The sequence below is a fragment of the Streptomyces sp. NPDC001406 genome, from assembly GCF_042895285.1.
In the GTDB taxonomy this organism is placed as follows: Bacteria; Actinomycetota; Actinomycetes; order Streptomycetales; family Streptomycetaceae; genus Streptomyces.
Window position 1 is genome coordinate 13202 of the sequence record NZ_JBIAWG010000008.1, and the last position, 25005, is coordinate 38206.

General features: G+C 70.7%; 28 protein-coding genes. 6 read left to right on the top strand and 22 right to left on the bottom strand.

The window, feature by feature from the left end; translation table 11 throughout:
- Positions 1-175 precede the first annotated feature (175 nt).
- A complete protein-coding gene (locus tag ACFY1J_RS20250) occupies positions 176-772 on the bottom strand; it encodes a TetR/AcrR family transcriptional regulator (RefSeq protein WP_390707753.1) in 597 nt (198 codons plus the stop codon).
- A gap of 78 nt (positions 773-850) precedes the next feature.
- On the opposite strand from ACFY1J_RS20250, the gene ACFY1J_RS20255 reads away from it, so the two are divergent.
- The 3 genes from ACFY1J_RS20255 to ACFY1J_RS20265 all read left to right on the top strand — a co-directional run bounded on the left by ACFY1J_RS20255 (position 851) and on the right by ACFY1J_RS20265 (position 4627).
- On the top strand, positions 851-1753 hold the full coding sequence (locus ACFY1J_RS20255; RefSeq protein WP_390707754.1) for an SDR family oxidoreductase: 903 nt from the start codon (positions 851-853) through the stop codon (positions 1751-1753).
- 734 nt (positions 1754-2487) lie between these two features.
- Entirely contained in the window at positions 2488-3678 is a 1191-nt protein-coding gene (locus ACFY1J_RS20260) for an NAD(P)/FAD-dependent oxidoreductase (RefSeq protein ID WP_390731607.1), read from the top strand.
- A gap of 10 nt (positions 3679-3688) precedes the next feature.
- The gene (locus ACFY1J_RS20265) at positions 3689-4627 is read left to right on the top strand and encodes a sigma-70 family RNA polymerase sigma factor (RefSeq protein WP_390707756.1); all 939 of its coding nucleotides are present in this window, start codon (positions 3689-3691) and stop codon (positions 4625-4627) included.
- 96 nt (positions 4628-4723) lie between these two features.
- Here ACFY1J_RS20265 and ACFY1J_RS20270 read toward each other — a convergent pair whose 3' ends face one another.
- Positions 4724-5161 carry a hypothetical protein gene (locus ACFY1J_RS20270; protein ID WP_390731608.1) on the bottom strand — a complete coding sequence of 146 codons (438 nt, stop codon included), beginning with the start codon at positions 5159-5161 and terminating at the stop codon, positions 4724-4726.
- A gap of 84 nt (positions 5162-5245) precedes the next feature.
- Here ACFY1J_RS20270 and ACFY1J_RS20275 point away from each other — a divergent pair, with 84 nt between their 5' ends.
- Together ACFY1J_RS20275 and folE are read left to right on the top strand one after the other, a co-directional pair.
- Complete coding sequence (locus ACFY1J_RS20275) at positions 5246-5950, top strand: helix-turn-helix transcriptional regulator (RefSeq protein ID WP_390707758.1); 705 nt, start codon at positions 5246-5248, stop codon at positions 5948-5950.
- Between the two features lie 51 nt (positions 5951-6001).
- A complete protein-coding gene (gene folE, locus ACFY1J_RS20280; protein ID WP_390707759.1) occupies positions 6002-6685 on the top strand; it encodes a GTP cyclohydrolase I FolE in 684 nt (227 codons plus the stop codon).
- Between the two features lie 81 nt (positions 6686-6766).
- Here folE and ACFY1J_RS20285 read toward each other — a convergent pair whose 3' ends face one another.
- From ACFY1J_RS20285 to ACFY1J_RS20325, 9 genes are all read right to left on the bottom strand, one after another.
- Positions 6767-8209 (bottom strand): aldehyde dehydrogenase, encoded by a 1443-nt coding sequence (locus ACFY1J_RS20285; protein WP_390731609.1) that lies wholly within the window; start codon positions 8207-8209, stop codon positions 6767-6769.
- Entirely contained in the window at positions 8202-8402 is a 201-nt protein-coding gene (locus ACFY1J_RS20290; protein WP_390707761.1) for a 2-hydroxymuconate tautomerase, read from the bottom strand. The genes ACFY1J_RS20285 and ACFY1J_RS20290 overlap by 8 nt, the downstream gene beginning before the upstream one ends.
- On the bottom strand, positions 8402-9202 hold the full coding sequence (locus ACFY1J_RS20295; protein ID WP_390707762.1) for a 2-keto-4-pentenoate hydratase: 801 nt from the start codon (positions 9200-9202) through the stop codon (positions 8402-8404). Before ACFY1J_RS20295 ends, ACFY1J_RS20290 begins: the two co-directional genes overlap by 1 nt.
- Complete coding sequence (dmpG, locus tag ACFY1J_RS20300; RefSeq protein WP_390707763.1) at positions 9202-10347, bottom strand: 4-hydroxy-2-oxovalerate aldolase; 1146 nt, start codon at positions 10345-10347, stop codon at positions 9202-9204. Before dmpG ends, ACFY1J_RS20295 begins: the two co-directional genes overlap by 1 nt.
- On the bottom strand, positions 10344-11219 hold the full coding sequence (locus ACFY1J_RS20305) for an acetaldehyde dehydrogenase (acetylating) (RefSeq protein WP_390731729.1): 876 nt from the start codon (positions 11217-11219) through the stop codon (positions 10344-10346). Before ACFY1J_RS20305 ends, dmpG begins: the two co-directional genes overlap by 4 nt.
- Before the next feature lie 65 nt (positions 11220-11284).
- The gene (locus ACFY1J_RS20310; protein WP_390707764.1) at positions 11285-12079 is read right to left on the bottom strand and encodes a 2-keto-4-pentenoate hydratase; all 795 of its coding nucleotides are present in this window, start codon (positions 12077-12079) and stop codon (positions 11285-11287) included.
- 194 nt (positions 12080-12273) lie between these two features.
- A complete protein-coding gene (locus ACFY1J_RS20315; RefSeq protein ID WP_390731610.1) occupies positions 12274-13260 on the bottom strand; it encodes a PEP/pyruvate-binding domain-containing protein in 987 nt (328 codons plus the stop codon).
- Positions 13257-15005, bottom strand: coding sequence for a PEP-utilizing enzyme (locus ACFY1J_RS20320; RefSeq protein WP_390731611.1), 1749 nt, complete (start codon positions 15003-15005; stop codon positions 13257-13259). The genes ACFY1J_RS20315 and ACFY1J_RS20320 overlap by 4 nt, the downstream gene beginning before the upstream one ends.
- Positions 14990-15820 carry an IclR family transcriptional regulator gene (locus tag ACFY1J_RS20325; protein WP_390707767.1) on the bottom strand — a complete coding sequence of 277 codons (831 nt, stop codon included), beginning with the start codon at positions 15818-15820 and terminating at the stop codon, positions 14990-14992. The genes ACFY1J_RS20320 and ACFY1J_RS20325 overlap by 16 nt, the downstream gene beginning before the upstream one ends.
- A gap of 67 nt (positions 15821-15887) precedes the next feature.
- Here ACFY1J_RS20325 and ACFY1J_RS20330 point away from each other — a divergent pair, with 67 nt between their 5' ends.
- A complete protein-coding gene (locus ACFY1J_RS20330; protein WP_390707768.1) occupies positions 15888-16688 on the top strand; it encodes an IclR family transcriptional regulator in 801 nt (266 codons plus the stop codon).
- 40 nt (positions 16689-16728) lie between these two features.
- Here the strand turns inward: ACFY1J_RS20330 and ACFY1J_RS20335 are convergent, their stop codons facing one another.
- The 11 genes from ACFY1J_RS20335 to ACFY1J_RS20385 all read right to left on the bottom strand — a co-directional run bounded on the left by ACFY1J_RS20335 (position 16729) and on the right by ACFY1J_RS20385 (position 24587).
- Positions 16729-17175 carry a heme-binding protein gene (locus ACFY1J_RS20335; RefSeq protein WP_390731612.1) on the bottom strand — a complete coding sequence of 149 codons (447 nt, stop codon included), beginning with the start codon at positions 17173-17175 and terminating at the stop codon, positions 16729-16731.
- A 6-nt stretch (positions 17176-17181) separates the two neighbouring features.
- The gene (locus tag ACFY1J_RS20340; RefSeq protein WP_390731613.1) at positions 17182-18252 is read right to left on the bottom strand and encodes an NADH:ubiquinone reductase (Na(+)-transporting) subunit F; all 1071 of its coding nucleotides are present in this window, start codon (positions 18250-18252) and stop codon (positions 17182-17184) included.
- A gap of 95 nt (positions 18253-18347) precedes the next feature.
- Positions 18348-19262: a catechol 2,3-dioxygenase gene (locus ACFY1J_RS20345; protein ID WP_390707771.1), complete on the bottom strand. Its 915-nt coding sequence runs from the start codon at positions 19260-19262 to the stop codon at positions 18348-18350.
- Entirely contained in the window at positions 19259-19615 is a 357-nt protein-coding gene (locus ACFY1J_RS20350) for a 2Fe-2S iron-sulfur cluster-binding protein (RefSeq protein WP_390707772.1), read from the bottom strand. Before ACFY1J_RS20350 ends, ACFY1J_RS20345 begins: the two co-directional genes overlap by 4 nt.
- A 19-nt stretch (positions 19616-19634) precedes the next feature.
- Positions 19635-19955, bottom strand: coding sequence for a phenol hydroxylase subunit P4 (locus ACFY1J_RS20355; RefSeq protein WP_390707773.1), 321 nt, complete (start codon positions 19953-19955; stop codon positions 19635-19637).
- Between the two features lie 3 nt (positions 19956-19958).
- Positions 19959-21476: a YHS domain-containing protein gene (locus ACFY1J_RS20360; protein ID WP_390707774.1), complete on the bottom strand. Its 1518-nt coding sequence runs from the start codon at positions 21474-21476 to the stop codon at positions 19959-19961.
- A 14-nt stretch (positions 21477-21490) separates the two neighbouring features.
- Complete coding sequence (locus ACFY1J_RS20365) at positions 21491-21790, bottom strand: MmoB/DmpM family protein (RefSeq protein WP_390707775.1); 300 nt, start codon at positions 21788-21790, stop codon at positions 21491-21493.
- A complete protein-coding gene (locus tag ACFY1J_RS20370) occupies positions 21787-22812 on the bottom strand; it encodes a hypothetical protein (RefSeq protein WP_390731614.1) in 1026 nt (341 codons plus the stop codon). Before ACFY1J_RS20370 ends, ACFY1J_RS20365 begins: the two co-directional genes overlap by 4 nt.
- An 85-nt stretch (positions 22813-22897) precedes the next feature.
- On the bottom strand, positions 22898-23326 hold the full coding sequence (locus tag ACFY1J_RS20375; protein WP_390707777.1) for a hypothetical protein: 429 nt from the start codon (positions 23324-23326) through the stop codon (positions 22898-22900).
- A 194-nt stretch (positions 23327-23520) separates the two neighbouring features.
- On the bottom strand, positions 23521-24354 hold the full coding sequence (locus tag ACFY1J_RS20380; RefSeq protein WP_390707778.1) for an alpha/beta fold hydrolase: 834 nt from the start codon (positions 24352-24354) through the stop codon (positions 23521-23523).
- A 56-nt stretch (positions 24355-24410) separates the two neighbouring features.
- A complete protein-coding gene (locus ACFY1J_RS20385) occupies positions 24411-24587 on the bottom strand; it encodes a hypothetical protein (protein ID WP_390731615.1) in 177 nt (58 codons plus the stop codon).
- Between the last annotated feature and the right edge of the window lie 418 nt (positions 24588-25005).

Consider the following 25005-nt stretch of genomic DNA (forward strand, 5'->3'; position numbering starts at 1 on the left):
ACTACACCGCACTGCACTTGGCCCTGGTCGCCCACACCGACAACCAACTCAGGACAAGGAGAGGGAAAAGGGTTGTGACGACGCCGGGCGCGAGCGGATTCGTTGCGGCCGCGGCGCCGCGCATGTGTGGCCTCGGGGCGGGCATAGCCCCCGCGGCCGGGTTGCTTCACAGCGGCTACGTCGGCGCGCGGTCCGCGAGGACCTCGTGCAGTTGCGCCAGTGACGAGCGGAAGAGCCGCGGCAGATCCTGCTCGCCTGTCCTGCCCGTCTTGCCGGGCTCGGCGGCGACCCAGCGGGCGTAGGCGACCTTGAAGGCGGCGATGCCTGCCTCGGCGGCCAGGCCGGCGGCCGGCTCCGGAGTGCCGCGTTCGCGCAGTGCGCCGGCCATCGCCGAGGTGAAGGCATCCAGCTTGACCAGCTCGCGTTCGCGTAGCTCGATGCTGGCGGAGACGACCGCGTCCCGCCGCCGGACCCGCTCCGGGTCCTCCTGGAAGAAGGCCCCGAAGGAATCCAGCGCTGCGCCCACCGCGTCCATCGGGGACGCCGAGGCCGGTGCCTGCGCGATGGCCTGGGTGAGCATGTCCAACGCCATCTCAGTTCCGTAGAACAGCACTTCGCGCTTGTCGGCGAAGTGCCGGAAGAAGGTCCGCTCGGTCAGTCCCGCCGCTTCGGCGATCTCGGTGACCGTGGTCCGCTCGAAACCCTGCTCTGCATAGAGCTTCAGCGCCGCCTCCGCCAGTCGCCCTCGGGCGTTTGGCTCCCATCTACCCATGGCGCGATCCTACGCGATGACAGCGCCTGTCATCACCGTGCTACGCTGATGACAGTTCCTGACATCAAGGAGGTTTCCATGCGGGTATTCGTCACGGGTGCATCCGGCTGGGTCGGCTCGGCCGTCATCCCCGAGCTCATCGGCGCGGGGCACCAGGTCCTCGGGCTCGCCAGGTCGGACTCCTCGGCCGAGGCCGTCGCCGCCAGGGGGGCGGAGGTGCTCCGGGGCAGCCTCGACAACCTGGACGCCCTGCGCGCCGGCGCAGCCGAGTGCGACGGCGTTGTCCACCTCGCATTCGGCCACGACTTCTCGCGGTTCGACGCCTCGGTGCAGACCGATGCGCGCGCCATCGATGCCTTCGGCGAGGCACTGGAGGGCTCCGGCAAGCCGCTGGTCATCGCCTCCGGTACGCCCGCGATCCCGGGCAAGGTGGCGACCGAGCGCGACCGTCCCGAGTTCCCGCCCGGCTCCCCCATGGCGGGCCGGGCCGCGAACGCCCAGGCGACTCTCGACCTGGCGTCACGCGGCGTCCGCTCGTCCGTCGTGGGACTGCCACGCACCGTGCACGGCGAAGGGGATCAGGGTTTCGTCTCCTGGCTGATCGCCGACGCCCGGGAAAAGGGGGCGGCAGGCTACGTCGGCGACGGCTCCAACCGCTGGCCCGCAGTGCATGTGGCGGACGCCGGCCGACTGTTCCGGCTCGCCGTGGAGCAGGCCCCGGCGGGATCGATGCTGCACGCGGTCGGCGACGAGGGGGTCCCGATCCGCGACATCGCCGAGGTCATCGGCCGTCACCTCGACCTGCCGACAGCTTCCCGCCCGGCCGAGAACTTCGGCTTCCTGGGCATGGTCCTGTCCATCGACCAGTCGGCGTCCAGTGCGCTGACCAGCGAACTGCTCGGCTGGCGCCCGGTCGGCCCCGGCCTCCTGGAGGACCTGGACAAGGGCCACTACTTCAACGCCGACTCCCGCTCCGCCTGACCCCTTATCCGCACGCAGTAGCGTATCCACGAGCTGAAACGAGGCGTCGAGCCCCTCGGTCGCCGAGGGGCTCCCAGCCCCTGGCCGAGCGCGACCAGCTCAGACGTTTGAGAGGCCGTTGTGCGTCGGAGAACTTCGCCAGAAATTCGTGGCATCACAGGAGGACTGACTGGCACTGCGGACTGACCCGTGTCCACCATCAGCGTGCCAGGGCGCGCCCCGGACCACCGCTCGTGCCCTCTCACAGTGCAGGGGTGGTGGCCACTTGACCCCGCGGGTGCATTCGCTCGTACTCGCCCGGGTCGGGTGCGCTCCGGCGGGTGCGCCACTTCGGCTTCTCGATGCCGTCGGTGTCCTTCATCTTCGCTTGTAGAACCGCATGTACTTGTCGGATGTCGCGGCGATGAGGCGGCGTCCTCGGTGCAGTGGTCGGCTTCGATGAACCGCAGCGGCACCCCGGTCGCCGGGAGCGCGACCTCGGTGGCGTAGGGGGTGATGGTGCCGATCCCCTCGGGTGCGTCGACATCGCCCCGGGTACGGCCGCCGTCGACGGACAGGCCGTGCCTGCGCAGATCGTTCACTGCGCCACGGCGGGAGGCGGTGCGTTCTTCCAAGCGCCTGGCGGAGGCTCAGCCGCTCGTCTCAGTTCGGTGACCCGCGTCACACCCGAATCCTGTCAGCAATCGAGGCGCCGTCTCGTTCAAGGGGCACGCGAACGAGACAGGAGCAATGCCATGCAGCACCGCATCGTCGTACTCGGCGCTGGATACGCCGGGGCCTTCGCCGCCGGAAACCTGGCCCGCCGGCTCTCCCCCGCCGACACCGTGATCACCGTCGTCAACGCCGTGCCCGACTTCGTCGAGCGGATGCGGCTCCACCAGCTTGCGATCGGCCAGGACCTCGCGTTCCGCAAGCTCGCCGACATATTCGCGGGCACCGGCGTGCGGCTGCGCCTGGCGCGCGTCACCGGCGTCGACCCCGAGCGCAGGACCGTCGCCGTGACCGGTGAGGACGGCGACGGCGAGCTCGCGTACGACACGCTGCTCTACACGCTCGGCAGCTCCGTGGCCCAGCATGGCGTCCCCGGCGTGGCCGAGTACGCCTTCGACGTGACCGGCCGGTCCTCGGCGCTGCGTCTGCGCGAGCGCCTGGCCGGCCTGGGCGAGGGCGGCACCGTGCTGGTCGTCGGTGAGGGGCTGACCGGCATCGAGACCGCCACCGAGTTCGCCGAGTCCCGGCCCGACCTCTCGGTCGCGCTCGCCGCCCGCGGCGAACTGGGCGCCTGGCTCTCCCCGAAGGCCCGCCGTCACCTGCGCCAGGCCTTCGACCGGCTCGGCATCACCGTCCACGAGCACACCGGCATCGAAGCCGTCGAGCCGACACGGGCGATCGCCGCCGACGGTACGTCCGTCCCGGCCGACGTGACCGTGTGGTCGGCCGGGTTCGCCGTACCCTCCATCGCGGCCGCCGGCGGCCTGGCGGTCGCCGAGACCGGCCAGATCGTCGTCGACGGCACCATGCGCTCCGTCTCGCACCCGGACGTCTACGCCGCCGGCGACTGCGCCTACGCGATCGGCGAGAACGGCCGGCCGCTGCCGATGTCCTGCGCCTCGGCCGGCTACACCAACATGCAGGCGACCGCCGCGATCATCGCGCGCCTGACGGGCGGCGAGGTCCCGACCAGCGGGCTGAAGTACTACGGCAACCACATCAGCCTCGGGCGGCGGGACGCGATCTTCCAGATGGTGGACGGGGACGTCCGGTCGAAGTCCTGGTACCTGGGCGGCCGGACCGCCGCGCGCCTCAAGTCGGGTGTGCTCAAGGGGGCCGGGTGGAGCATCGTCCACCCGACCTTCGGCATGCCGAAGCGCAAGCGCCGCCTGGCCACCGCGCCCGACCCGAGCGGTGTGAGGGCCGCCGCCTAGGCTGCTGCGCATGGACAGTGCAGCCATCGATCGGTTCGAGGCCGGCCGGGACCGGCTGGCCTCGCTCGCGTACCGTCTACTCGGCTCGGCGGCCGACGCCGAGGACGCCGTGCAGGACGCGTTCCTGCGCTGGCAGGCCGCGGACCGGGAACGGATCGAGGTGCCCGAGGCGTGGCTGACCAAGGTCGTCACCAATCTCTGCCTCGACCGGCTCCGCTCGGCGCAGGCGCGCCATGAGCGCGCCGTCGGCGACTGGCTGCCCGAGCCACTCCTCGAGGGTGACCCGATGCTCGGCCCTGCCGATACCTTCGAGCAGCGTGAATCGGTGTCCTTGGCCGTACTGACCCTCATGGAGCGCCTCTCGCCGGTCGAGCGGGCCGCTTATGTCCTGCGCGAGGCCTTCTCGTACCCCCACGCCGAGATCGCCGGGATCCTCGACATCACCGAGTCCGCAAGCCAGCAGCATGTCCACCGGGCCCGACGCCGGGTCGTCGCCGAGCGTCGCGGCGGCGACGAGGTGGACCCCGCGTCCGCGCGCCGGATCGTCGAGGAGTTCCTCGCCGCCGCCACGTCGGGGCGCACCGAACGGCTGGTGGCGATGCTCACCGCCGACGCGACCGCGGTCTCGGACGGCGCCGGACTGGCCAGGCGGCTGCTGCGGTGCACGACGCGCGAGCGCGTCGCCTCCTATGTGCGGGCCGGCTTCAAGCCCACTCCGGCGAAGCGGCGGCTGGCCGGTGGCTCCCCCGCGTTCCACATCGCGCTGGTCAACGGCTCCCCGGCCGTCCTCGCCGTGGTCGACGACCGGGTCGTGGGCACCGTGGCGTTCGAAGTCAGCGACGGCAAGGTCGCGTCCCTGCGCGGCATCGCCGCCGCCGACCGGCTCACGCGCCTCAATGGGACCTGGCGACAGCACGAGCCCGACGCGCCGGTCATCAGCGCATGGTGACCAGAGCCACCGGAATCCAGTGATCTGAGTCGGAGCGAGGACGGCGCTCCTTCGGCCCCCGCGCTGCGCAGCAGCACGGGGGGTTGCTGCCTGCTGTCAGTGAGACTGCCGCTTGCCGGGGTAGGCCTGTGCGAGCCGGGCGAGGGCGAGCGCGCCGAGCAGAAGGCCGAAGTCGCGCAGCGCGACGTCATAGTGGCCGGGGATGGTCAGCAGGTTGACGATGATGCCGGCGAGCCATCCGGCCACCAGCCAGCCCCCGAAGCGCGGGGCGAGCGCGACGGCAAGGCCCGCGACGATCTCGATCACTCCCACCGCGTACATGGCCGCCTGGGCGCTGCCCGGAACGACGTCGTTGATCCACGGCGCGAGGTAGGTGGGCCAGTCCACGAGCAGGTTGGCGAACTTGTCCAGCCCGAACAGGATCGGCGCCACGGTGAAGCCGGTGCGCAGGATGACGAACGCCTGGTAGCCGGGGTCGGTGAGCGCGGCCCGCCGAGAGGCGGCGGATGTGGTGGTTGGGGTTGCGGACGACATGACGCCCTTCCTTCTATCGACAACTCTCACTGACGATAGAAGCGCGCAAAGCTTCTTTAGTCAATCGCTATTGGTTTTACACTGGTGTTCGTGGACCACTCGAAGGAAGCACCCCGCTCCGCCGTCTCCGCCGTCGCCGCGCTCGACGAGCCGACCCGCAGGAGGCTGTACGACCACGTCGTACGCCAGCCGGGACCGGTCAGCCGCGACGAAGCCGCCGAGGCCCTCGGCCTTGCGCGGCAGACCGCGGCCTTCCACCTGGACCGGCTGGCTGAGGAATCACTGCTCGACGTCGTCTACGAACGGCGCAGCGGACGCACCGGCCCGGGAGCGGGCCGGCCCGCCAAGCTCTACAAACGCTCCGGCGCGCAGGTCACCGTCAGCCTGCCCGAGCGGCACTACGAGCTGGCCGGACGGCTCCTCGCCCAGGCGCTGGAGGAATCCGAAGCCACCGGTGAACCGGTCCGTTCGGTCCTGCACCGAAAGGCGCACGAGCTGGGCACACAGCTCGCCGGACCGGGCCAGGCAGATGTCTTCGCCGTGCTCGAAGAAAACGGCTTCGAGCCCCGCCGCGACGGTGACGCCATCGTCCTGGGCAACTGCCCCTTCCACGCGCTCGCCCGCGAACACACCCAGACGGTGTGCGGCATGAACCTCCACCTGCTTCGCGGCGTACTGGAAGGGCTCGCCGAGAGCGGCCTCCAGGCGTGCCTGGCGCCCACCCCCGGTCACTGCTGCGTCCGCCTGGAGCCGGCTTCCTCGGCGCCCACCAACGTGCGCCCGTCCTGAGGCACAACACCATCCGCCGCCCGCAGTTCGACATCCCACGAGGAGTACGTCATGGACGCCACCGCACCGATCACGGCCTCGGCACCGGAAACGGCTGGTATTCCCACCCGCTTCGCGGGCATTCCCGGGCCCCAGACGATGCCGTCCATCACCCCGCTGCGCGTCGTCCACGACACCGGCGGCACAGACCTGCCCGGCGCCGAACGCGCCGCCGCCCAGTTCCTCGAAGCGCTCGGCATCCAAACCGACACCGAGAGCCTGCACGGCACCCCCGGCCGCATGGCCCGCGCCTATGCCGAACTGTTCAGCCCACGCCCCTTCGACCTGACGACCTTCCCCAACGACGAGGGCTACGACGAACTGGTGCTGGCGCGTAACATCCCCGTCCGATCGGTGTGCGAGCACCATATGCTGCCCGTCGTCGGCACCGCCCATGTCGGCTACCTACCCGGCCACCGCATCCTCGGCCTGTCCAAACTGGCCCGGGTCGTCGAGCACTTCGCCTGCCGCCCCCAGGTCCAGGAACGCCTGACCAAGCAGGTCGCCGACTGGCTGCACACCCATCTCGAGCCCAAAGGCGTCGGGGTCGTGATCGAAGCGGAACACACCTGCATGACCCTGCGCGGAGTCCAGGCCACCGGCTCCAGTACCCTCACCTCCACCCTGCTCGGCACACTCCGCGACGACGCCCGCTCACGCGCCGAATTCCTCACTCTCACAGGCCTGCCCACCTGAACCCCCACCCGCCGGTACCGGCCCTGCCAACCTTGCGGCCACCTGGGTCGCGGGGAGGATCCGCAGGAGGTCGTGCGCCGGTCAGGCAGGGGTGATCTGCATGACGACGGCCTTGGGTTCGGTGAAGAACTCACGGCTGAAGTCGCCGCCCTCGCGGCCGACGCCGGAGTCGCCGACGCCGCCGAAGGGGGCGCGCAGATCGCGGATGAAGAAGCAGTTCACCCAGACGGTGCCCGCCGTGAGGGCGGCGGAGACGCGGTGGGCCCGGTGCAGGTTCTCGGTGAAGAGCATGGCGTTGAGGCCGTACGGGGTGTCGTTGGCCAGGCATACCGCTTCCGCCTCGGTGTCGAAGGGCTGGACGACGACGACCGGGCCGAAGATCTCCTCGCAGACGTGGCGGGAGTCCGGCGGCAGGTCGACCAGCACGGTCGGTTTGACCACCCAGCCCTCGCCGAGGCCGCCGGTGAGCGTCTTGCCGCCCTGCTCGTCGACCGACTCGACGTAGCCGCGGACCTTCGTGTAGTGCTCCAGGGAGGCCAGCGGGCCGAACTCGGTCCCCTCGTCCCTCGGGTCGCCGATCACCAACGCCTCGGCCGCTGCCGTGAAGCGGGACAGGAACTCGTCGTAGATCTCCCGCTGTACGTAGAGCCTGCTGCCGGCCAGGCAGACCTGGCCCGCGTTGCGGAAGATGGCCTGGATCGACCAGTTCACCGCGTTGTCCAGGTCGGCGTCGGCGAAGACGATGTTGGCGCCCTTGCCGCCGAGTTCCAGGCTGACCGGGGTCAGATTGGCCGCCGCCGCCCGGGCGATGGCGCGGCCGGTGCCGGACTCTCCGGTGAAGGTGATCCGGTCGACGCGGGGGTCCTCGGTCAGGGCCTGTCCGGCCGAGTCGGGGCCGTAGCCGTGGACCACATTGAGCACACCCGGGGGCATCCCCGCCTCCAGGGCCAGTCGCGCCAGGACGGTGGCCGAGGTCGGGGTGTCCTCGGCGGGCTTGAGAACCACGGTGTTGCCCCAGGCCAGGGCCGGGGCGACCTTCCAGGTCTCCAGCATCAGCGGGAAGTTCCACGGCGCGATGGCCGCGACCACTCCGGCGGCCTCGAACCGGGTGTAGCTGTGGTGGCCGGAGTCCATCGGCAGGGCGTCGCCCGTGGCCAACCGGGCGTGGTCGGCGAAGAAGCGGAAGTTGAGCGCCGAGCGGGCCACGTCGTGCCGCGCCTGGGCCAGCGGCTTGCCCATGTCACGGGTGTCGGCCAGCGCCAGTTCGTCGGTGTGCTCCTCCATCAGGTCCGCCAGCCGGTGCAGGATCCGGCCCCGCTCGGCGAACCCCATCCGCGGCCACGGGCCCTCGTCGAAGGCGCGGCGCGCCGCCGTCACCGCACGGTCCGCCTCCGCCGCGCCACCGAGGGGCACCTCGGCCCAGGCTTCGCGGGTCCATGGATCGACGGTGTCGAAGCGGGCGCCGTCGAGCGACTCCACCTCGGCCCCGTCGATCACGTGCCCGAAGAACTCCTTGTCAGCCATGGGTCGACTCTCTTTCTGCGATCGTCACGTCTCCTGCGGCGAAGTGCGTCTTGGGTACTTCGCGCACCACCACTCGGACGTTCTGCTTCGGTGCGCCCACCGCGCTCACCACAGCGGCGGTCAACTCGCTGATCAGCGCGCGCAGTTGCTCGGGGGTACGGCCCTCGGTGAGGGTGACCTCGACCAGTGGCATCAGGCACCGGCCTCCCCGCCACCGCTCAGGAACACCGAGCCCAAGTGCGTGAAGTGGCAGGCGATCGAGGTACCCGGCGGCGCGAACACCGCATCCGTCATCCCGCCGCTCAGCACCACCCACCCGGGTTCGATGGCCAGGCCGCGGCGGCCGAGGTCGTTGGCCGCCAGCGCCAGCGCCTCGGCGGGGTGGCCCTGCACCGCGGCGCCCGTGGCGGAGTCGACGATCCGGCCGTCCACCTCCACCAGGACGGCCTCCATGGCCAGGTCGAGGGCCTGCGCATCCCGCCCGACCGGCCCGGTGACATAGGCGCCGGAGGAGGCGTTGTCGGCCACCACGTCCGGCAGGGTGAACCGGAAGTCCCGGTAGCGGCTGTCGATCACCTCGGCGCCGCCGTGGACCGTACCGACCGCGGCCAGCGCCTGGGCCGCCGTGACGCCCGGGCCGGCCAGCCGGTCCTTCATCACGAAGACGATCTCCGGCTCCACCCGGGGGTGGATCAGCCGGTCCTGCGGTACCGGTTCACCGGCGGGCAGCACCATGGCGTCGGTCAGCCAGGCGGTCAGGGGCGAGTCGACGCCCATCCGCTTCTGCTTGGCCCGGCTGGTCAGGCCCAGTTTCACGCCGACCAGCCGCTCGCCGCGGTCCAGGCGTCGCCGTAGCGTCTCGTCCTGGATCCGGTAGGCGGTGGCCAGGTCGAGCTCCGGCCACTCGTCGGTGATCGGCGGGCGGTCGCTGCGGGCGTCCTCGCAGCCGAGCAGCACCTCGGCGGCCCGGTCGACGTCCCAGGTCGCGGTCATCAGCGCACCCCTTGGGCGGCGAGGTCGCCGAGGTCGCGTTCCTCGGCGAGTTGGAGCGCGATGTCGATGATCATGTCCTCCTGGCCGCCGACGTACCCGGCCCGTCCGACCCGTTCGAGAATCTCGTGCGCGGGCACCCCGTATCGCTGCGAGGCGCGCTCGGCGTGCAGCAGGAAGGAGGAGTAGACCCCGGCGTGGCCCTGCACGATCGCGGAGCGGTCCATCCACGGCAGCCGGGGGATGACCGGTCTGACCACGTCCTGGGCGGCGGACATCACGCCCGGTACATCGATGCCGGCCCAGATGCCCATCCGGTCGAAGGTGGCGGCGAGCACTTCGGTGGGCGCGTTGCCCGCCCCGGCGCCCAGGGCGCACAGTGCGCCGTCGATCTGCCGCGCGCCCGCCTGGTACGCCAGCACGGAGTTGGCCACGCCGAGAGAGAGGTTCTGGTGGCCGTGGAAGCCGACCTGTGCCTGGTCGCCGATCTCGTCGAGCAGCGCCCGCACGCGGGCCTGGGCGTCGGAGAGCACCAGCGCGCCGGCGGAGTCCACCACGTACACGCACTGAGCGCCCGCGTCGACCATGATCCTGGCCTGCTCGGCGAGCGCCTCGGGGCCGATCCGGTGGGAGAGCATCAGGAAGCCGACGGTCTCCATGCCCAGGTCGCGGGCCGCGCCGAAGTGCTGCACGGAGACGTCCGCCTCGGTGCAGTGGGTGGCGATCCGAGCCACCGACGCACCCACCGACCGGGCCCGCTTGAGGTGCTCGACGGTGCCCAGGCCGGGCAGCATCAGCACCGCGATCCGGGCCCGCTCGGCCTCGTCCACGGCCGCCGCGATCAGGTCGAACTCGTCCTCCAGCGAGAAGCCGTAGTTGAAGCTGGATCCGCCGAGGCCGTCGCCGTGCGCGACCTCGATCACCTCGACTCCGCTGGTGTCCAGGGCGTGCACGATGGCCCGTACCTGCCCCTCGGTGAACTGGTGGCTCATCGCATGGGAGCCGTCCCGCAGCGTGGAGTCGGTGATGCGCAGGTCGCGCGGCTTCGCGGCGCAAGCGCCGGTGTTCTCGGGGAAATCGCCGGTGTTCTCGGGCGAACCACCTGCATTCTCGGGAGAGTTGCTCATGTTCTCGGCGGGGGTGCTCATGCCGACGCTCCTTGCTTGGCGAGGCGGGCGGCGGCCAGCAGATCGCCCACGCGGGCGGCGGAGGCCGTGATGATGTCCAGGTTCCCGGCGTAGTCGGGCAGGTAGTCGCCGCGCCCGCGGACCTCCAGGAACACCGCGACCCGGGCCATCCCGCGCCACTGCGCGCGCGCCGGGTCGTACTGCGGCTCGGCGCGCAGCGTGTAGCCGGGCACGTACTCCTGTACGGCGGTGACCATGGCGTGGATGGACTCGGTCACCTTGTCCTGCAGCGCTCCGGGTTCGGCCGCCTCGGCGGGCACCGAGCAGAACACCGTGTCCCGCATGACCATCGGCGGCTCTACCGGGTTGAGGATGATGATCGCCTTGCCGCGCTCGGCGCCTCCGACCTTCTCGATCGCGGTGGAGGTGGTCTCGGTGAACTCGTCGATGTTGGCCCGGGTGCCCGGTCCGGCCGAGCGCGAGGCGATCGAGGCGACGATCTCGGCGTACTCCACCGGCACCACCGAGGACACCGCCGACACGATCGGTACGGTGGCCTGCCCACCGCAGGTGATCATGTTGACGTTCATCGCGTCGAGGTTGAGGTCGAGGTTGACAGGCGGGCAGACGAACGGCCCGACGGCGGCCGGGGTGAGGTCCACGGCCACGATCCCCGCCTCGGCGTAGCGGTGGGCGTTGGCCTTGTGGGCGTAGGCGCTGGTCGCCTCGAAGACGATGTCCGGCAGCGGGTCCTGGCGCAGCAGCCAGTCCACGCCCTCGTGACTGGTCTCAAGGCCCATCCGCCGGGCGCGGGCGAGGCCGTCGGAGGCCGGATCGACGCCAACCATGAACCGTGGCCGAAGAACCTCGCTGTGCCGAATCAGCTTGAACATCAGGTCGGTGCCGATGTTTCCGGGGCCCACGATGGCGGCGGTGGCGCGCCGCTTTCCGTTGCCGCTCACGAGCTCTCCTTCGCGAAGCACGCGGTCACCGAGCCGAGGCCGGCGAATGTCGCGGTGAACGAGTCGCCCGGCGAGACGGCGACCGCCGCGGTCACCGAGCCGGGCAGGATCACATGGCCGCTCTCCAGCACGACACCCCGTGCGCCGACCGTGTTGGCCAGCCACACCAGCGAGTTCAGCGGCGAGCCGAGTACGGCGCCGCCGGCGCCGGTCGCCACCAGTTCGCCGCCCCGGTGCAGCAGGCAGCCGGACAGCCGCAGGTCCACCTGGTGCAGCGGGGTCGGCCGGCTGCCGAGCACCACGCCGCCGGAGGAGGCGTTGTCGGCGATGGTGTCGAGGATGCCGATCTTCCAGTCCCTGATCCGGCTGTCGATGAGTTCCAGGGCGGGGATCACGAAGTCGACGGCGGCGGCCGCCTCGGCCACCGTGACGCCGGGGCCGCTCAGCGGGCGCTTGAGCACGAACGCGATCTCCGGCTCGACGCGCGGCTGGAGATAGTCCGAGGTACGGATCGGCTGGTGCTCCAGATGGAACATGTCGTCCAGCAGATGACCGTAGTCGGGTTGGTCGACACCCATCTGACGCTGCATCGCAAGGGAGGTGAGGCCCACCTTGTGCCCCTTGATCCGTGCCCCGGCGGCCAGCCTGGCGTGGATCTGGAGCAACTGGATCTCGTAGGAGTCCTCCAGGGTCATGCCGTCGTACGTTGCGCTGAGCGGCTCGACGGGCTTGTGCGAGGTGTACGCGTCTGCCAGGAGACCGGCTGCCTCGGCCCGGGACACCACTTCCACCTGAGACCTTCTTCCAGTTCGGCACTCGGATGCGCACCGACGCGGTTGCGGTCGCCACGGCGGTACGTCTGTGAAGTGACGCTAGGCGGGCGCGGCATCCGGCGCCCTTTTCGTTCCGTGGTCCGGAACGCCCGGGAAGGTGGGCCCGACCACAGTCGTGAAGGAAGACCGTCGTAGGTCCTACGGGATACCCGTCACAGGTCGCCGAGGAAGGCGGTCGGGTCCCAGTCTGTGTCGTCGTCCTCCGGGGCGGCGCCGGTCACCGGGCGGGCCTGCAGCAGCCACACCCGGCCCTCGGGGTCGACCGCCCATTCGACGTCCACCGGATGACCGAGCACGTCTTCGACGCGGTACACGGTGTCGACGACGCGGGTGAGGTCCCGGTCCGACAGCAGGGGGCCGGCGCCGGTGGGGGTGCCGGGGTCGCGCCGGAGCACCCGTCCGCCGGCGCGGGCGATCTCCACCCGCTGCGGTACCGGTCCGCCCGCCACGGCACCACCGACGCCGGGAGCGGCCTCGACCACCGTCCGGTCCCGGCGCCCGGTCACCGGATGCATCGAGAAGGCCACCCCGGAGACCCGCGCGGGCACCATGTTCATGACGCCCACCCCCATCGCCAGGGCGTCGACCGGCAGGCCGGCGTGCATCCGGTAGGCAAGGGCACGATGGGTGAACAGGCTTGCCCAGCAGCCCTGGACCGCGGCCACCACGCCTTCGGGATCACGGACACCGAGGAAGCTCTCGAACATCCCGGCGAAGCTGTGGTCCGAACCGTCCTCGGCGACCGCGGAACTGCGGACGGCGACGGGGCCGTTGCAGTGCAGGGAGAAGGCCCGTGCGATCTCGGCGCGCAGCGCCTCGGCCACCGGAGTCTCACGCAGCAGCAGCCGCAGTCCGGCCGCGGCCTCGGCGAGCGCGGCATGGTCCCGTGGATCGGGTACGGCGGCCAGGCGGGCGGGCAGTACGGCGTCCAGTCCGGAGTCTGCCAGATGGCGCCGGAACGCCTCGGCGGTGACCGCGAAGCCGCCGGGCACCCGCACCCCGGTCCGCGCCAGACGCGCCAGACGCGCAAGCTTGACCCCGGCCACAGCCGCCCCGTCGGGCCCGGCCAGGCAGCCCAGCGATACGACGGAACAGCACTCCGCCGTGAGGGGATGCGCGCACCGGCATGCCGTCGTCATCGCTTCAGTACCCGCACGACACCACTCGTGCCGTCGACCTCGACCTCGTCGCCGTCGCGGATGCAGTGGGTGGCCGAGCCGACCGCGGTGACCGTCGGGACGCCGTACTCGCGCCCGACGATGGCCGCGTGGGAGAGGATGCCGCCCGCGTCGCACACGCAGGCGGCGATCACCGCGAAGGCGGGCGTCCAGTTGGGCGAGGTCGACTCGCAGACCAGGACGTCCCCGGGCCGCAGGCGGTGCAGCCCCTCCGCGTCGGTGAGCACCCGTGCCCTCCCACGGGCGGTCCCCCGCGCCGCCGGTACCCCGCTGAGCCGGGTGACGATCTGCGTGGCCGCGGCCCGGATGTTGCCGAGCAGGGTGCGGTCGATGCCGAAAACCTCGGCCAGCACCGGGTCTTGGGCGTCCGCGTCGGACGCCGTGCCCAGCACCTTCGGCAGCGAGGACCGCCGCCCCCGCCACCGCTCGAAGAAGTCACGCCGCTCCCCCACCAGGCCACGCAGCGGCCCATAGGCGGAGCGGCCCTCGGCAATCGCGATCAGCTCCGGCCAGAACAGGAACACGGCGTCGTCACGGCGGTCCGCCCCGGCTCGCTCGGCGATCTCCAGGCTCGCCCGGCGCAGCGGCAGCGCGATCCGCAGATCGATGGAGACATTGTGGTCGTCCTGCCACTTGGGGAAGTTCGCCGCCCGGCAGGAAGCGAGGGCGGAGTCGAAGAGCCGCTGGTCCCTGCCGGTGAGAGAGCCCCGAACCGCGTCGGCGGCGGCGTCGCGCTCCTTCCGGGCCCGGTCCAGCTCGGCGTCGAAGTCGTGTTCGGCGGGCAGTTCCAGGAAGGAGGCGATCCTGCCCAGGGGCGGGGTGGGGTCTTCCAGCCAGCTGGGCAGCGCGACGTCCGAGGTGCCCTCGGCGCGGTGGCCGTACGCCCAAAGGAAGTCGCCGAACGCGGTGGCCCAGCGCGCCCGCGCTCCCCCGGCCGCGGCCAGCTCGGCCAGGACCCGGTCGCCGGGGCCGACGGTCAGCCGGGCAGCGGCCAGCCCCGCGCGCCGGGCGGCTTTCGCCAGCCCCCAGAGCGCCCGGTCGGTGTCCATCACCCTGGTGTGCTCGCCCTGCAGCAGCACACCGACCAGCGCCGGGTCCACACCCAGCGAGTCGCACAGCCGGCGGAAGGCGAGATGGTTGGCGAGGAGGGGGTACATCACCTCGAAGTGGATCTCGAAGGCGCGGCGGTGGAAGCGCCGTGTCTCCGCGAGGTGGTCGGCGAGTTCCGCCGTGTCCAGCCGGGCCGGGTCGATCGAGAGCAGTCGCTGCCACCACTGCTCGATCTCCGCCTCGCGCGCCGCCCAGATCTCGGGGAACTCGTCCAGGAAGCGGTTCAGTCCGCTGCGCAGCCGGTCCATCCGGGCGCTGTGCTCGTGTTCGGAGGGCACGGGGATCGCCGCGGCGTAGGTGTGGGTGCCGATCAGACGCTGGGTGATCCCGCGGCTGCCGGGCAGGGGAAGGCATTCCGCGGCCAGTTGGGAGCCCCAGCCGTAGCCGTCCTGGTTGACGAGCAGGCCGAGCGGGGTCAGACCCCGCGGCCAGTGGAAGTCCAGGAACCACAGGCGGGACTCGTCCTGCTCTCCGTAGGGCCGGAACGGCTCCACCGCATACGCCGACTCGGTGTACTCCGGGCGGAAGCCCGGATAGCACTCCGCGTCGGCCGTCTCCCCCGACTGGGCCATGTGCGTGCTCAGGCCCCCAGACACCGAGCGACCTTGCGGGCGGCGACCGTCACCAGCTGTGCCCGGCGGCCGAGGTCCCCGGCGATCTCGGCAACCGGTCCCATCAGCGAGATGGCGGCCCGGGACCTGCCGGACCGGTCCAGCACCGGGGCGGCGACCGAGGCGGCGCCGTCCTTGGCCTCGCCGAGGTTGGTGGCGAATCCGGTGCGGCGCACCTGGGCCAGCACCCGGTCGAACTCCTCCGCGGTTCGAATGGTGCGCTCGGTGCACACCGGGAACCCGGCCGCCTTGCGGGCCGCCGCCAGCTCGGGGGCGAAGGCCGCGATCACCTTGCCGGAGCTGGTCACGTGCAGCGGCCAGCGGCGGCGGACGTGGGCCATCAGCGGGATCGCGCGGATGCTCTCCAGGCGCTCGATCTGGAGCGCCTCGATTCCGTCGGGGATCGACAGGTGCACGGTGCACCCGCTGACCTCGCGCAGTTCCTCCAGCATCGGGAAGGCGGTCCGGCGCAGTTCCACCCGGCTGTGCGCGATCTGGCCCAGCTCGACCAGGTGCATGCCGAGCCGGTACTGCCTGGTCGTCGGGTCCTTCTCGGTCAGTCCCCGGGCGCACAGGGCGCTCAGCAGCCGGTGCGCGGTGCTCTTGGCCACGCCCAGGCGGCGGGCGACGTCGCTGACGCCCAGCTGCTCCTCCAGCGCGAAACACTCCAGTACGTCGAGGGCCGCGCCCACCGACCTCAGGCCGCCGTCCTTCAGAGCGCCGTCGGGGCCTTCGGGCGGTTCCCCTTCGGTCCGCACCGGGATTCCGGCGGACGGAGCCGGATCGATGATCGCAACCATGGGGACCTCCGCATCGAGCGCCTCGCGTGCCTGGACTGTGGCCCAAATGTCCCCAACAATGCAACTGATGTTTCCCACTGAGCGGGACGGTCCCGCACCCTCCGTACTGGCCCGTGCCCTGTCGATCCTGGATGCCTTCGCGCCGGACGACACGGCGGTGTCCGCCTCCGAGCTGGGACGCCGCACCGGACTGGCCAAGTCGACCGTGCACCGGCTGGCCGGCGAGCTGTGCCGACTCGGTCTCCTGGAGCAGACGCCCCGAGGGCTGAGGCTGGGGCTGCACCTGTTCGAACTCGGCCAGTTGGTGCCCCGCCAGCGCGATCTGCGCGAGGCTGCGCTCCCGCTGATGGAGGACCTGCGCGAGGTCACCCACGCCACGGTGCATCTCGCGGTGCGGGAGGGGGTGGAGGTGGTCTACATCGAGATCCTGGGCGGCAAGGCCCATCCCGGACTGCCCTCACGGGTCGGCGGCCGGATGCCCGCCCATGCCACCGGGGTCGGCAAGGCGATCCTCGCCTTCTCGCCGCCCGAGGTGGCGGCCGAGCGGATCAGGGCGGGTCTGCCGCCGTGCAGCCCGTTCACCATCGTCGCTCCCGGCGCCCTGTTGCGGGAGTTGGAGAACGTCCGCCGGACCGGGGTCGCCTACGACCGGGAAGAGTCGGGCGTCGGCACGGTCTGTGTCGCGGCGCCCGTGCTGGGCGCCGACGGCCTGCCGATCGCGGCGCTGTCGGTGACCGGCCGGAGCAGCCAGCTGGACATCGAGCGGATGGGCCCCGCCGTACGGACCGCCGCGCTGGCCCTCGGACGACAGCTGACGGCCAGGCGCAGAGCCGAAAGGACGCCCGCCGCACGGAGACAGTCCATGTGACAGACGCCCTGGTACGGGGGGTTCGGCGCCTGCGGGTTCGTCATGGCTTCCGCGACGACCGGCCGGTCACCGCCGCGGCGCCCGCCTCCGCGATCGCCCGGTCCTGGTCCGCGGTGCCTCCGGAGACGCCGATCGCACCGAGCAGTTCACCGCCCGCCCGGACCGGCATCCCGCCACCGAAGATCACCAGGCGGTCGGTGTGCACGATGCCGTGCAGCAGGGCCGGCTCGTCGGCGATCATGTCGTACCAGCGGTGCGTCGGCAGACCGTTGAAGGCCATCACGGTGTACGCCTTGTCCTGGGCGATCTTCGCAGACATCAGCGGCGCGCCATCCATCCGGCCGAAGGCCAGCGGGTTGCCGCCGCTGTCGGCGACCGCCATACAGACGGCCACGCCGAGCCGTTCCGCTTCCTCGGCCGCCGCCGGCAGAATGCGCAGCGCGGCCGCGTAGGTCAGCGAGGCCGTGTTCCTGGCATCCGGCACCATGTCACGTCACCTCTTGATCAGGGGCGAGCGGACGGCACCCGCCGCCTTGTCGCCCTCGCTGAAGAAGTCCTCCCGGTAGATGTCCCGGGGGAAGAGCCTCCTGCTCATCAGGGTCTTCAGGGCGGCCTCCACCATCGGCGGCGGACCGCAGACATAGCCCACGTGGCCACGCAGCGAGTCATGGTCGGCGGCCAGGACATCGGTCACCAGTCCGGTCGCGAAGCCCTCGGCCTCTTCTTCGGACAGGCATGGCCGGTAGCGGAAGCGGTCCGAGTGACGCCGCTCCAGGTCGCGGAAGAAGTCCACGTCGTAGAGCCACTGCCGGGTGCGGGCGCCCTGGTAGAGCGTGAGGTGACCGTCGTGGGCGCCGTTCTCCAGGGCATCCAGGATCATGGCCTTGATCGGCGCCAGGCCGGTGCCGCCGGCGACCATCACCGCGGGTTCGTCCCGCGAGGTGCGCAGCACGAAGCGGCCGTACGGTCCGGACAGTTCGATACGGTCGCCGACCCGTAGGCTGCTGAAGATCCAGCCGTCGGTGGCCACCCCGCCGGGCATGCGCCGGACATGGAACTCCAGGGTGCGCGGCCGGGACGGCGGGGTGGCGATCGAGTAGGTACGGTCCGCTCCGCCGTCGGGCACGGTGAACCTGAGGTACTGCCCGGCGTTGAAGGCGAGGTCGCGGTCGAGTTCGACGACCAGCCGCCGGGTGTCCAGGGCGATCTCCTCCAGCACGACGACCGTGGCGGTGAAGTCGGTCACCGGATGGACGGGGATGTCCTCGTCCCCGTCACCCGTATCGAGGTCTGCCTCGATCACCACGTCGGAGCGTGGACGGGCGCAGCAGGTGAGGGCCTTGCCCTCGTCGCGTTCGAAGTCCATCAGGGCGAAGGCGGAGGCCTCGCCGTGATCCACCTCGCCGTCGAGGACCTCCGACTTGCAGGTGGCGCAGGTGCCGTGGGTGCAGGAGTGGGGCAGCCAGACGCCGGCCCGCAGACAGGCGTCCAGGATGGTCTGGTCCTCGCGGCACTCGACTTCGCGTCCGACAGGTTCCACGGTGATGCGATGGGTCTGGGTCATGCGGCGGCTCCGGGCTGGGGTGGGGGCCGTGCGCCCGCGTGTGCGGCGCGGGCGCACGGCCGTGTTCTTCAGGTGGTTCGCTCGGGGTGCCCGGGTCAGGTGAGCACGCTGGTGAAGCGCTCGTTGAGTTCCCGCCCGACGTAGAAGATCCCCTTGGCCAGCTGGTCGGGGGTCCAGGTCACGCAGGGGCGGTCCGGGTAGGCCCGGTAGCCGCCGGCGAAGACCTCGTTGCGGTTGCCCGAGGGGTCGAAGAAGTAGATCGTCTTGCCCCGGGTGATGCCGTGCTGGGTCGGGCCCGTGTCCACGGAGACGTCGTCCATGGCGAACAGGTCACCGGCGTGCAGCACGTCGGCCCAGTCGCCGAGTTCGAAGGCGAAGTGGTGCAGTTTGCCCTGCGGACCCTTGATCACGGCGATGTCGTGGACCTTCTGGCCCGCGCTCATCCAGGTGCCGATGTACTCGGCGTCGTCGTCGAGCGAGGTGGCCACCCGCTCGGTGGTGTAGAAGTCCAGCACCTCCGCGAAGAAGCGGTCCATCAGGTTGACGTCCTCGGCGGTGATCAGCGCATGGTCGATGTTGGGCACGCCGACACCGACCAGATGGCGCGGGAACACGTCGGGGTTGAGGTTGCCGACCTCGGTGCCGACCAGGGTCATGTCGTGGTACAGCTCCAGGACGTGCTCGGAGGGCGTGAAGATCCGGATGCCGTCGCTGACCTCGGGGTTGTCGCCCTTGCTCATCCGCTCCACCCGGCAGCCGAACTGCTGGGCGCGCTTCTCGAAACCGTCGAGGTCTGCCGGGTCGTGGACCTTGTAGCCGAGCTTGTCGAGGCCGACGCCGCCCTCCTCGAGGACGACCGAGTGGTGGTCCCACTCGTCCCAGGCCTTGAGCAGCAGCCGGCCGGGGTCCTCCTGGACGGGGCGCAGACCCAAGGTGTCCACGTAGTGGCTCCTGGCGTCGGTGAGGTCGGTGACGCGCGCGTGGACGTATCCCAGGCGCATGACTGTCATTGCGGCTCCTGATTCTCGATGCCGGTCCCGCCGGCGGGCGTGCTGCTCGGCCGGAACGCCAGCAGTGGGTGAACGGCGCGCAACCGGTCGTTGCGCAGGGTGATGCAGACATCGCCGATGGGAACGGCGCGGCAGGTCAGGCAGGTGCCCGAGCCGCGCTCGGCCGCGGGGAGGACGGTGTCGGCGACGGCCTTGTGGTATTCGACGTCGCCGGCCACCAGATCCACCTTGCAGATCCCGCATCCGCCGCGTCGGCATCCTGTCCGGTAGGCGTAGCCCGCGCGGTGCAGACCCTCCAGGACGGTCTCCCCCGCACGCAGCTGAACGACCACGCCCTCGGGCTGCACGGTCACTGTGGGCACCGCTGGGCTCTCAGCGGTGGAAGGCCAGCAGGCTCTTGTGGCCTACACCGAGGGCTTCGAGCGTCTGGTCATCGGACGGCTCGACGGGCCTGCCGTCGATGCTCCATCGCCAGGCGGCGTCCGCGTCGTAGTCCGGGTCGGCGGACGCCCAGGGGGTGACCACCGCGGAGCGGAACTCGGCCCAGGTCATCGCCCTGGGTGTACGGACACAGGCGGCGGCACCGAACCACATGTTGTCCCGCCACCACAGGTGGACCAACTGGTCGTCGCCGTACAGCTCCTGACGGGAACTGGACGGGAAGTCGTACGGTGCGATCGCGCGGACCGGCATGGCTCAGCTCCCCACCGGAGCGCCGGAGTGCCAGCGCTCCCAGTTCTCGTTGTCGGCGGACCCGGTGTACTCGCCGCCGTCCCCGTCCTGGAGGCCGTACCAGGCGAGGACATCGGGCACCGTGGGGCCGCCGCAGTTGCCCTGGAAGATCTGGTGCACCGGCAGCCAGGCCTGGACGTATTTCTCGGGTTCGCGTTCGAAGACCCACTGGCAGCCGTCCGAACAGAAGTCGAACCGCTCGCCCTTGTACTCGGTGTGCCGCTGGCAGATCGTCGTGGGATCGCCCGGCTCGGTGAACAGCATCGGGATCTGGCACACCTGGCACAGCTGCGGCAGCCCCGGGTAGAAGAAGCGGCCTCCGCCGTCCACCACCCGCTGGGCCTTGTCCCACAGCGGCTTGTAGAACTTCTCGAAGGTGTCCGGGTAGTTGGCCGTCAGCCACTGCTGGTCCTCGGCGCCGGGGACGGTGGTGGTGAACGCCGCGGCGAAGCTGAACTGGTGGAGCACCCAGTACACCTGGTGGCTGAGGATCTCCTTCTCGTCGATCGCCTGCTGTACGTGCTTCGGCGGCCGGATGCCGTAGAACTCCAGGTCCGGGAAGAGGCCGTTCAGCATCTGTTCCTCGAAGTAGAGCTCGAAGGCCTCCTTCCAGCTCATCACCTTGCGCGGCAGCATGTAGTCGAGCATCTGGGCGATCAGCGCGGTGACGCGATAGCCGCGCCAGAACCACTTGTCGATCCACTCCTGCACGATGGGCACATTGGCCTCGTCCTGCTCCAGCAGGAACTTGATGGCCTCCAGACCGAGGGTCATGTGCCGGCTCTCGTCGCTCTGCGCGGAGAAGCCGAACGTCATGGTGGGCAGGTCGCCGTTGAAGCTGGCGCCGGACATGAACGGCACGAACAGCAGGTTCGTCAGCAGGTACTCGAAGGAGAACCCGATCGCGATCAGGAACTCGAACGGCCCTGCGGACAGGGCGTCGTCGAAGTAGGACTTCGGGACGCTGAGGTACCACACCCGGTCGTGCATGGTGTTCCAGGAGTGGAAGCCGCCGTAGTACTTGTTGTACGCCGACAGCGTGTGGATCTCGGTCTGGGCGTGCCGCAGTTCGTCGACCGACTGGCACAGGGCGGCGAAGCGGGGGCCGGGGCCGTTGAGGTGGCGGGCGAGGAAGGCGAAGTTGCGGTGCGCCTGGTACTCCAGCGGCGTGACGCCCTGGAGGAAGAGCTTCATCGCGTTCAGATATCTGGCGTCCGACAGGGACAGGTGGCCCTGGCTCTGCGCGGCGCCGTCGAGCACCGCGTACAGCCGCTTGTCCTTCTCGGCCTGGTACTTGCAGTAGGCGTCGACGGTCAGCCGGAAGGGGTCCTCCCACTTCGACCAGTCGTGGATCTTGATGCCCTCGAAGGTGGTGTACGGGAAGACCTTCTGAGGGTCGACGTACGAGGGCTCCCAGTCCAGGTCACGGGTGAGCGCCGAATAGCGCTGCTTCATCGACAGTTTGCGCGGGGTGGCGGCCATGTTCGTTGGTCTCCTCAGTGGTCCCAGGCGATGACGATCTCGTCGTCGTCCCACTCGGCGAAGTGGCCGGAGTAGGAGACGATGGCGAGCTGGAACTCGTGGGTCTCCCACGGGCGTCCCAGCCGTTCCTCGACGCTCTCCCGGGTGATCACCAGCCGCCCGGGGGACTGGATCTTCACCAGGCCGGGCAGCCGGAGAACCGTGAGTTCGTCGTTGACGGACTCGATCGCCTCGACGAGTGCGCGGGTGTCCTCGTTCTCCTGCAGGTCGACGCCGACGTTGCGGACGGGGCGACCGGCGCGGGTGCTGGTCATGCGCTGTGCTCCTTGATCGGCGCGCCGAGGGCGCTCAGGGTGGTACGGACCGCTGCGGCGGTCTCCTCGACGGTGGCCCGGCAGCCGGCGCCGACCAGGTCGTCCGCGGCGGCGGCCAGTGCGGTGACCGCCTCGATGGCGGCGGGCAGCCGGCGCTCCACCACTGCGGCCAGTGCGGCACCGTTGGCGCCGCCGTGCTCGGGGTCGGCGAGCCATGCCTTGTACAGCGCTTCGAGCCAGCGGCTCTGGTCGGCGAACCAGGCGTTCAGATGCTGGGCCACCAGGCTGTAGCCGCCCGCACCGCCCAGCAGGGCCGCCTCGTCGAGCGTGCGGTACAGGAGGGCGTAGATCAGCCGGTCGGCCAGGTCCTGGCCGATCATCGCGACCGCCCAGTCCTGCTCGACCAGCAGTTCCTCGACGTACCGGCGCAGCGGCTGCAGCGAGGGCTGATCCAGCCAGGCCTGCTTGGCGTCCTGAAGCGGTCCGGCGGTGCCGCCGCCGAGGGCGATCCCGGCCCGGCTGAGGATCTGGGCGTTGCCCACACGGTCGAAGGCGGCGTAGGCGCAGCACTGGGCGATGGTCGCGCCGTAGCAGAAGCGGGCGGCGGCGGTGCCGACCATCTGGGCGCCGGACTCGTAGTGCCGTAGCGGCAGCACCACCTGGGCGATCAGCCGGCGCCACTGCTCGGGCAGCCGGTCCAGCAGGTCCCTGCTCTCCAGGTACTCCAGGGTCCGGGCGAAGGCGTCGTGCAGCGAGGCGCGGGCGGTGACGTAGGGGGCGTAGTAGTACTGACGGGGGTCGGTGAAGGAGTACGGGTCGGTGAGCCGGAAGGTGCTCCAGCTCTCGTCGTAGAGCTCCTTGTCGGGCGCCCACAGCGGCCGGTAGTGGAAGTGCTCGGTGGGCTGGACGTCGATGGTGCCCTCTTCGTACCGGGATGCCGGACGGTCGCCGTAGCGGTCGATGAGGTACTGGAATGTCTTGCGCCTCGGTTCGATGACCTGGGTACGCAGTTCGTACTGCAATGTCGTCTCCTCGGGTGTGTGCGAGGACTGTGGCCCGGGCCACAAGGGGGTGGCCAGTGTCGTTCCGCAGTAGGGAACGGGCTGGTCAGACGGCGGCCGGACGGCGGGGCGCGCCCGACTCGACCAGCAGCATCAACAGCAGGTCGGTCAGTGCCTCGGGGCCGTCCAGCTCCCGGGGCTCGGTGGCGGTCAGGCCGTCACCGACCAGCCGTCCGTAGGCGGTGCCATCGGCGAAGCGGGTGGACACCCGGGCCGTACGACCCCGGTAGTGCACCGAGAACGCCAGCTCGCCGACCGACAGTTCGTCGGTCAGCGCCAGACGGTCGTCCGCCTCGGCCAGTACGGCGTTGGCCTCGCACACCAACTGCTCGGCCAGAGCCCGAACGGCCACCTGCCGGTCGGCTCCGGTTCCGGTCGAGGTCGGCTCACTGGGTCGGGTCCCCGGGACTGGGGGTGCGCCGGCCGCGGGGTCCTGCCCCAGGACCTCGGCGACGCTGAGCATGAATGGGGTCACGTGGATACTCCTCCTGGCCGGTCCTGCCACGGCCTGGAGATGAGGCTGCGCCGGGGCGGCCGGGGGCGCCACCGGCGTTCCTCACGCCGGAACATGGGCTCGGGCCCAGGGGGCTCGGCCCCGGTCGGGGGCCGCTCGGAAGGCCGCCGGGAGGCCGCCCCGGAAGTCGCTCAGGAGGCCGCTCTGAAGGCCTCTCAGGAGGTCAGGAAGTCGCCGACGAGTTCGTTGAACGTGTCGGCCCACTCGATCTGGGTCCAGTGCCCGCAGCGGCCGAAGACATGGAGCTGCGCGGAGGGAATCAGCTCCAGCAGCCGCAGCGAGTTGGCCAGGGGAATCACCTTGTCCTCCCGTCCGTGGACAATCAGGGTCCGGTGCGGCAGGGCACTGATCTCCTCGTCGGGGGTGACCATGGCGTCGGCCCAGCGCTGCCGGGGCGCCGGGAACATCGCCGAGAACGCCTCCTGGAACCCGGGCTGGACACTGGCCCGATAGCGCACCTCGGCCAGTTCGTCGTTCACCAGCTCCCTGGAGTGGGCGAAGATGTCCAGCAGTCGGCGCATGTTCTCGATGGACGGCTCGTAGCCCCAGACAGCGTCCAGTCCCTCCCCCTCGATGAGCCGGAAGGGCACCCCCACGCTGCCCATCAGCACCAGTCGGTCCACCCGCTCCGGATGCCGGGCCGCGGCCCGCAACGCGATGGCGCCGCCAAAGCTGTTGCCCACGATGGATGCGCAGGGCACCTCCAGGGCGTCCAGGAAGCCCACCAACTGGTCGACCCACAGGTCCAGTCCGTAGCGAACCCCCTCCGGGCGCTCGCTGAACCCGAAGCCGGCCATGTCCAGAGCCAGCACCCGCATCCGCTTGCTGAGCGCCGGAATCGTCAGCCGCCAGTTGGCGTACGCGGTCACTCCGGGGCCGGAACCGTGCACCAACACGACCGGATTCCCCGACCCCTCCTCCAGATAGTTGGTGCGGATCCCGCCCGCGACCACCTCCGCGCCGATCTCCGGCCGCTTCTGACTGCCCATGCCCGCTCCCGTCCGAACTCCTGCAATTGCCAACGATCCCAGCGATCGTCCCGCCACTACTCGGCTCCGGCGGCCGAGTGTTCTTCCCTCGGGAACACCACCTGGTCCTTCGCGAAGCAGAGGGCGTGGACGTAGGCGCGCCAGGTGGAGTCGCGGGCGGAGCGGACGCAGGTGTCGGCCCGGCCGGTGTAGCGAGCCAGGCAGTTTCTGTGGGCCCTCGTGGGGGCTGGCAACGCCCCCGCCGTGTTGACGGGGCGCACACCTGGGGTGTCCCCAGCAGTCGGTCATGTGCGTGATGACGTCGCCCTCGCTGTAGTGCTTGAAGCAGGGCCGGACAGGTGCCCGGGTACGCGGCCCACACCGAGCCACGGGGCAGCGGCACCGCCTTCCTCGCGGTCAGCTTCTGTGCCGGGGTCTGCGCCACGGGCGGATCGTGGGGACAACCGCGCGCGACAGCCGTACGCCACGCCGACACGGTGCGGATGCCGACAGCGCACCGGTGCGATGCGCAGTGCACGATACACCGCACTGAGTTGCCGCCAGCTTGAAGTCGCAGGTCAAAAGGCTGACGTGATCAGTTCTCTGAGTGCTCATGCTGGTCGTGGGCGGGAGCCGGCGGAGAAGATCGTCTGTCAGCACAGGTTGGGGCGA

Excerpts from the sequence above, each read along its gene's own strand:
- ACFY1J_RS20380 (WP_390707778.1), bottom strand. The coding sequence starts at position 24,354 with ATGGGCAGTCAGAAGCGGCCGGAGATCGGCGCGGAGGTGGTCGCGGGC.
- ACFY1J_RS20270 (WP_390731608.1), bottom strand. The coding sequence starts at position 5,161 with ATGTCGTCCGCAACCCCAACCACCACATCCGCCGCCTCTCGGCGGGCC.
- folE (WP_390707759.1), top strand. The coding sequence starts at position 6,002 with ATGGACGCCACCGCACCGATCACGGCCTCGGCACCGGAAACGGCTGGT.
- ACFY1J_RS20340 (WP_390731613.1), bottom strand. The coding sequence starts at position 18,252 with ATGACCCAGACCCATCGCATCACCGTGGAACCTGTCGGACGCGAAGTC.
- ACFY1J_RS20345 (WP_390707771.1), bottom strand. The coding sequence starts at position 19,262 with ATGACAGTCATGCGCCTGGGATACGTCCACGCGCGCGTCACCGACCTC.
- ACFY1J_RS20315 (WP_390731610.1), bottom strand. The coding sequence starts at position 13,260 with ATGACGACGGCATGCCGGTGCGCGCATCCCCTCACGGCGGAGTGCTGT.
- ACFY1J_RS20265 (WP_390707756.1), top strand. The coding sequence starts at position 3,689 with ATGGACAGTGCAGCCATCGATCGGTTCGAGGCCGGCCGGGACCGGCTG.
- ACFY1J_RS20295 (WP_390707762.1), bottom strand. The coding sequence starts at position 9,202 with ATGACCGCGACCTGGGACGTCGACCGGGCCGCCGAGGTGCTGCTCGGC.
- ACFY1J_RS20330 (WP_390707768.1), top strand. The coding sequence starts at position 15,888 with ATGTTTCCCACTGAGCGGGACGGTCCCGCACCCTCCGTACTGGCCCGT.
- ACFY1J_RS20325 (WP_390707767.1), bottom strand. The coding sequence starts at position 15,820 with ATGGTTGCGATCATCGATCCGGCTCCGTCCGCCGGAATCCCGGTGCGG.
- ACFY1J_RS20365 (WP_390707775.1), bottom strand. The coding sequence starts at position 21,790 with ATGACCAGCACCCGCGCCGGTCGCCCCGTCCGCAACGTCGGCGTCGAC.
- ACFY1J_RS20255 (WP_390707754.1), top strand. The coding sequence starts at position 851 with ATGCGGGTATTCGTCACGGGTGCATCCGGCTGGGTCGGCTCGGCCGTC.
- ACFY1J_RS20360 (WP_390707774.1), bottom strand. The coding sequence starts at position 21,476 with ATGGCCGCCACCCCGCGCAAACTGTCGATGAAGCAGCGCTATTCGGCG.
- dmpG (WP_390707763.1), bottom strand. The coding sequence starts at position 10,347 with ATGAGCACCCCCGCCGAGAACATGAGCAACTCTCCCGAGAATGCAGGT.
- ACFY1J_RS20305 (WP_390731729.1), bottom strand. The coding sequence starts at position 11,219 with ATGTTCAAGCTGATTCGGCACAGCGAGGTTCTTCGGCCACGGTTCATG.
- ACFY1J_RS20290 (WP_390707761.1), bottom strand. The coding sequence starts at position 8,402 with ATGCCACTGGTCGAGGTCACCCTCACCGAGGGCCGTACCCCCGAGCAA.
- ACFY1J_RS20260 (WP_390731607.1), top strand. The coding sequence starts at position 2,488 with ATGCAGCACCGCATCGTCGTACTCGGCGCTGGATACGCCGGGGCCTTC.
- ACFY1J_RS20285 (WP_390731609.1), bottom strand. The coding sequence starts at position 8,209 with ATGGCTGACAAGGAGTTCTTCGGGCACGTGATCGACGGGGCCGAGGTG.
- ACFY1J_RS20355 (WP_390707773.1), bottom strand. The coding sequence starts at position 19,955 with ATGCCGGTCCGCGCGATCGCACCGTACGACTTCCCGTCCAGTTCCCGT.
- ACFY1J_RS20250 (WP_390707753.1), bottom strand. The coding sequence starts at position 772 with ATGGGTAGATGGGAGCCAAACGCCCGAGGGCGACTGGCGGAGGCGGCG.
- ACFY1J_RS20335 (WP_390731612.1), bottom strand. The coding sequence starts at position 17,175 with ATGGTGCCGGATGCCAGGAACACGGCCTCGCTGACCTACGCGGCCGCG.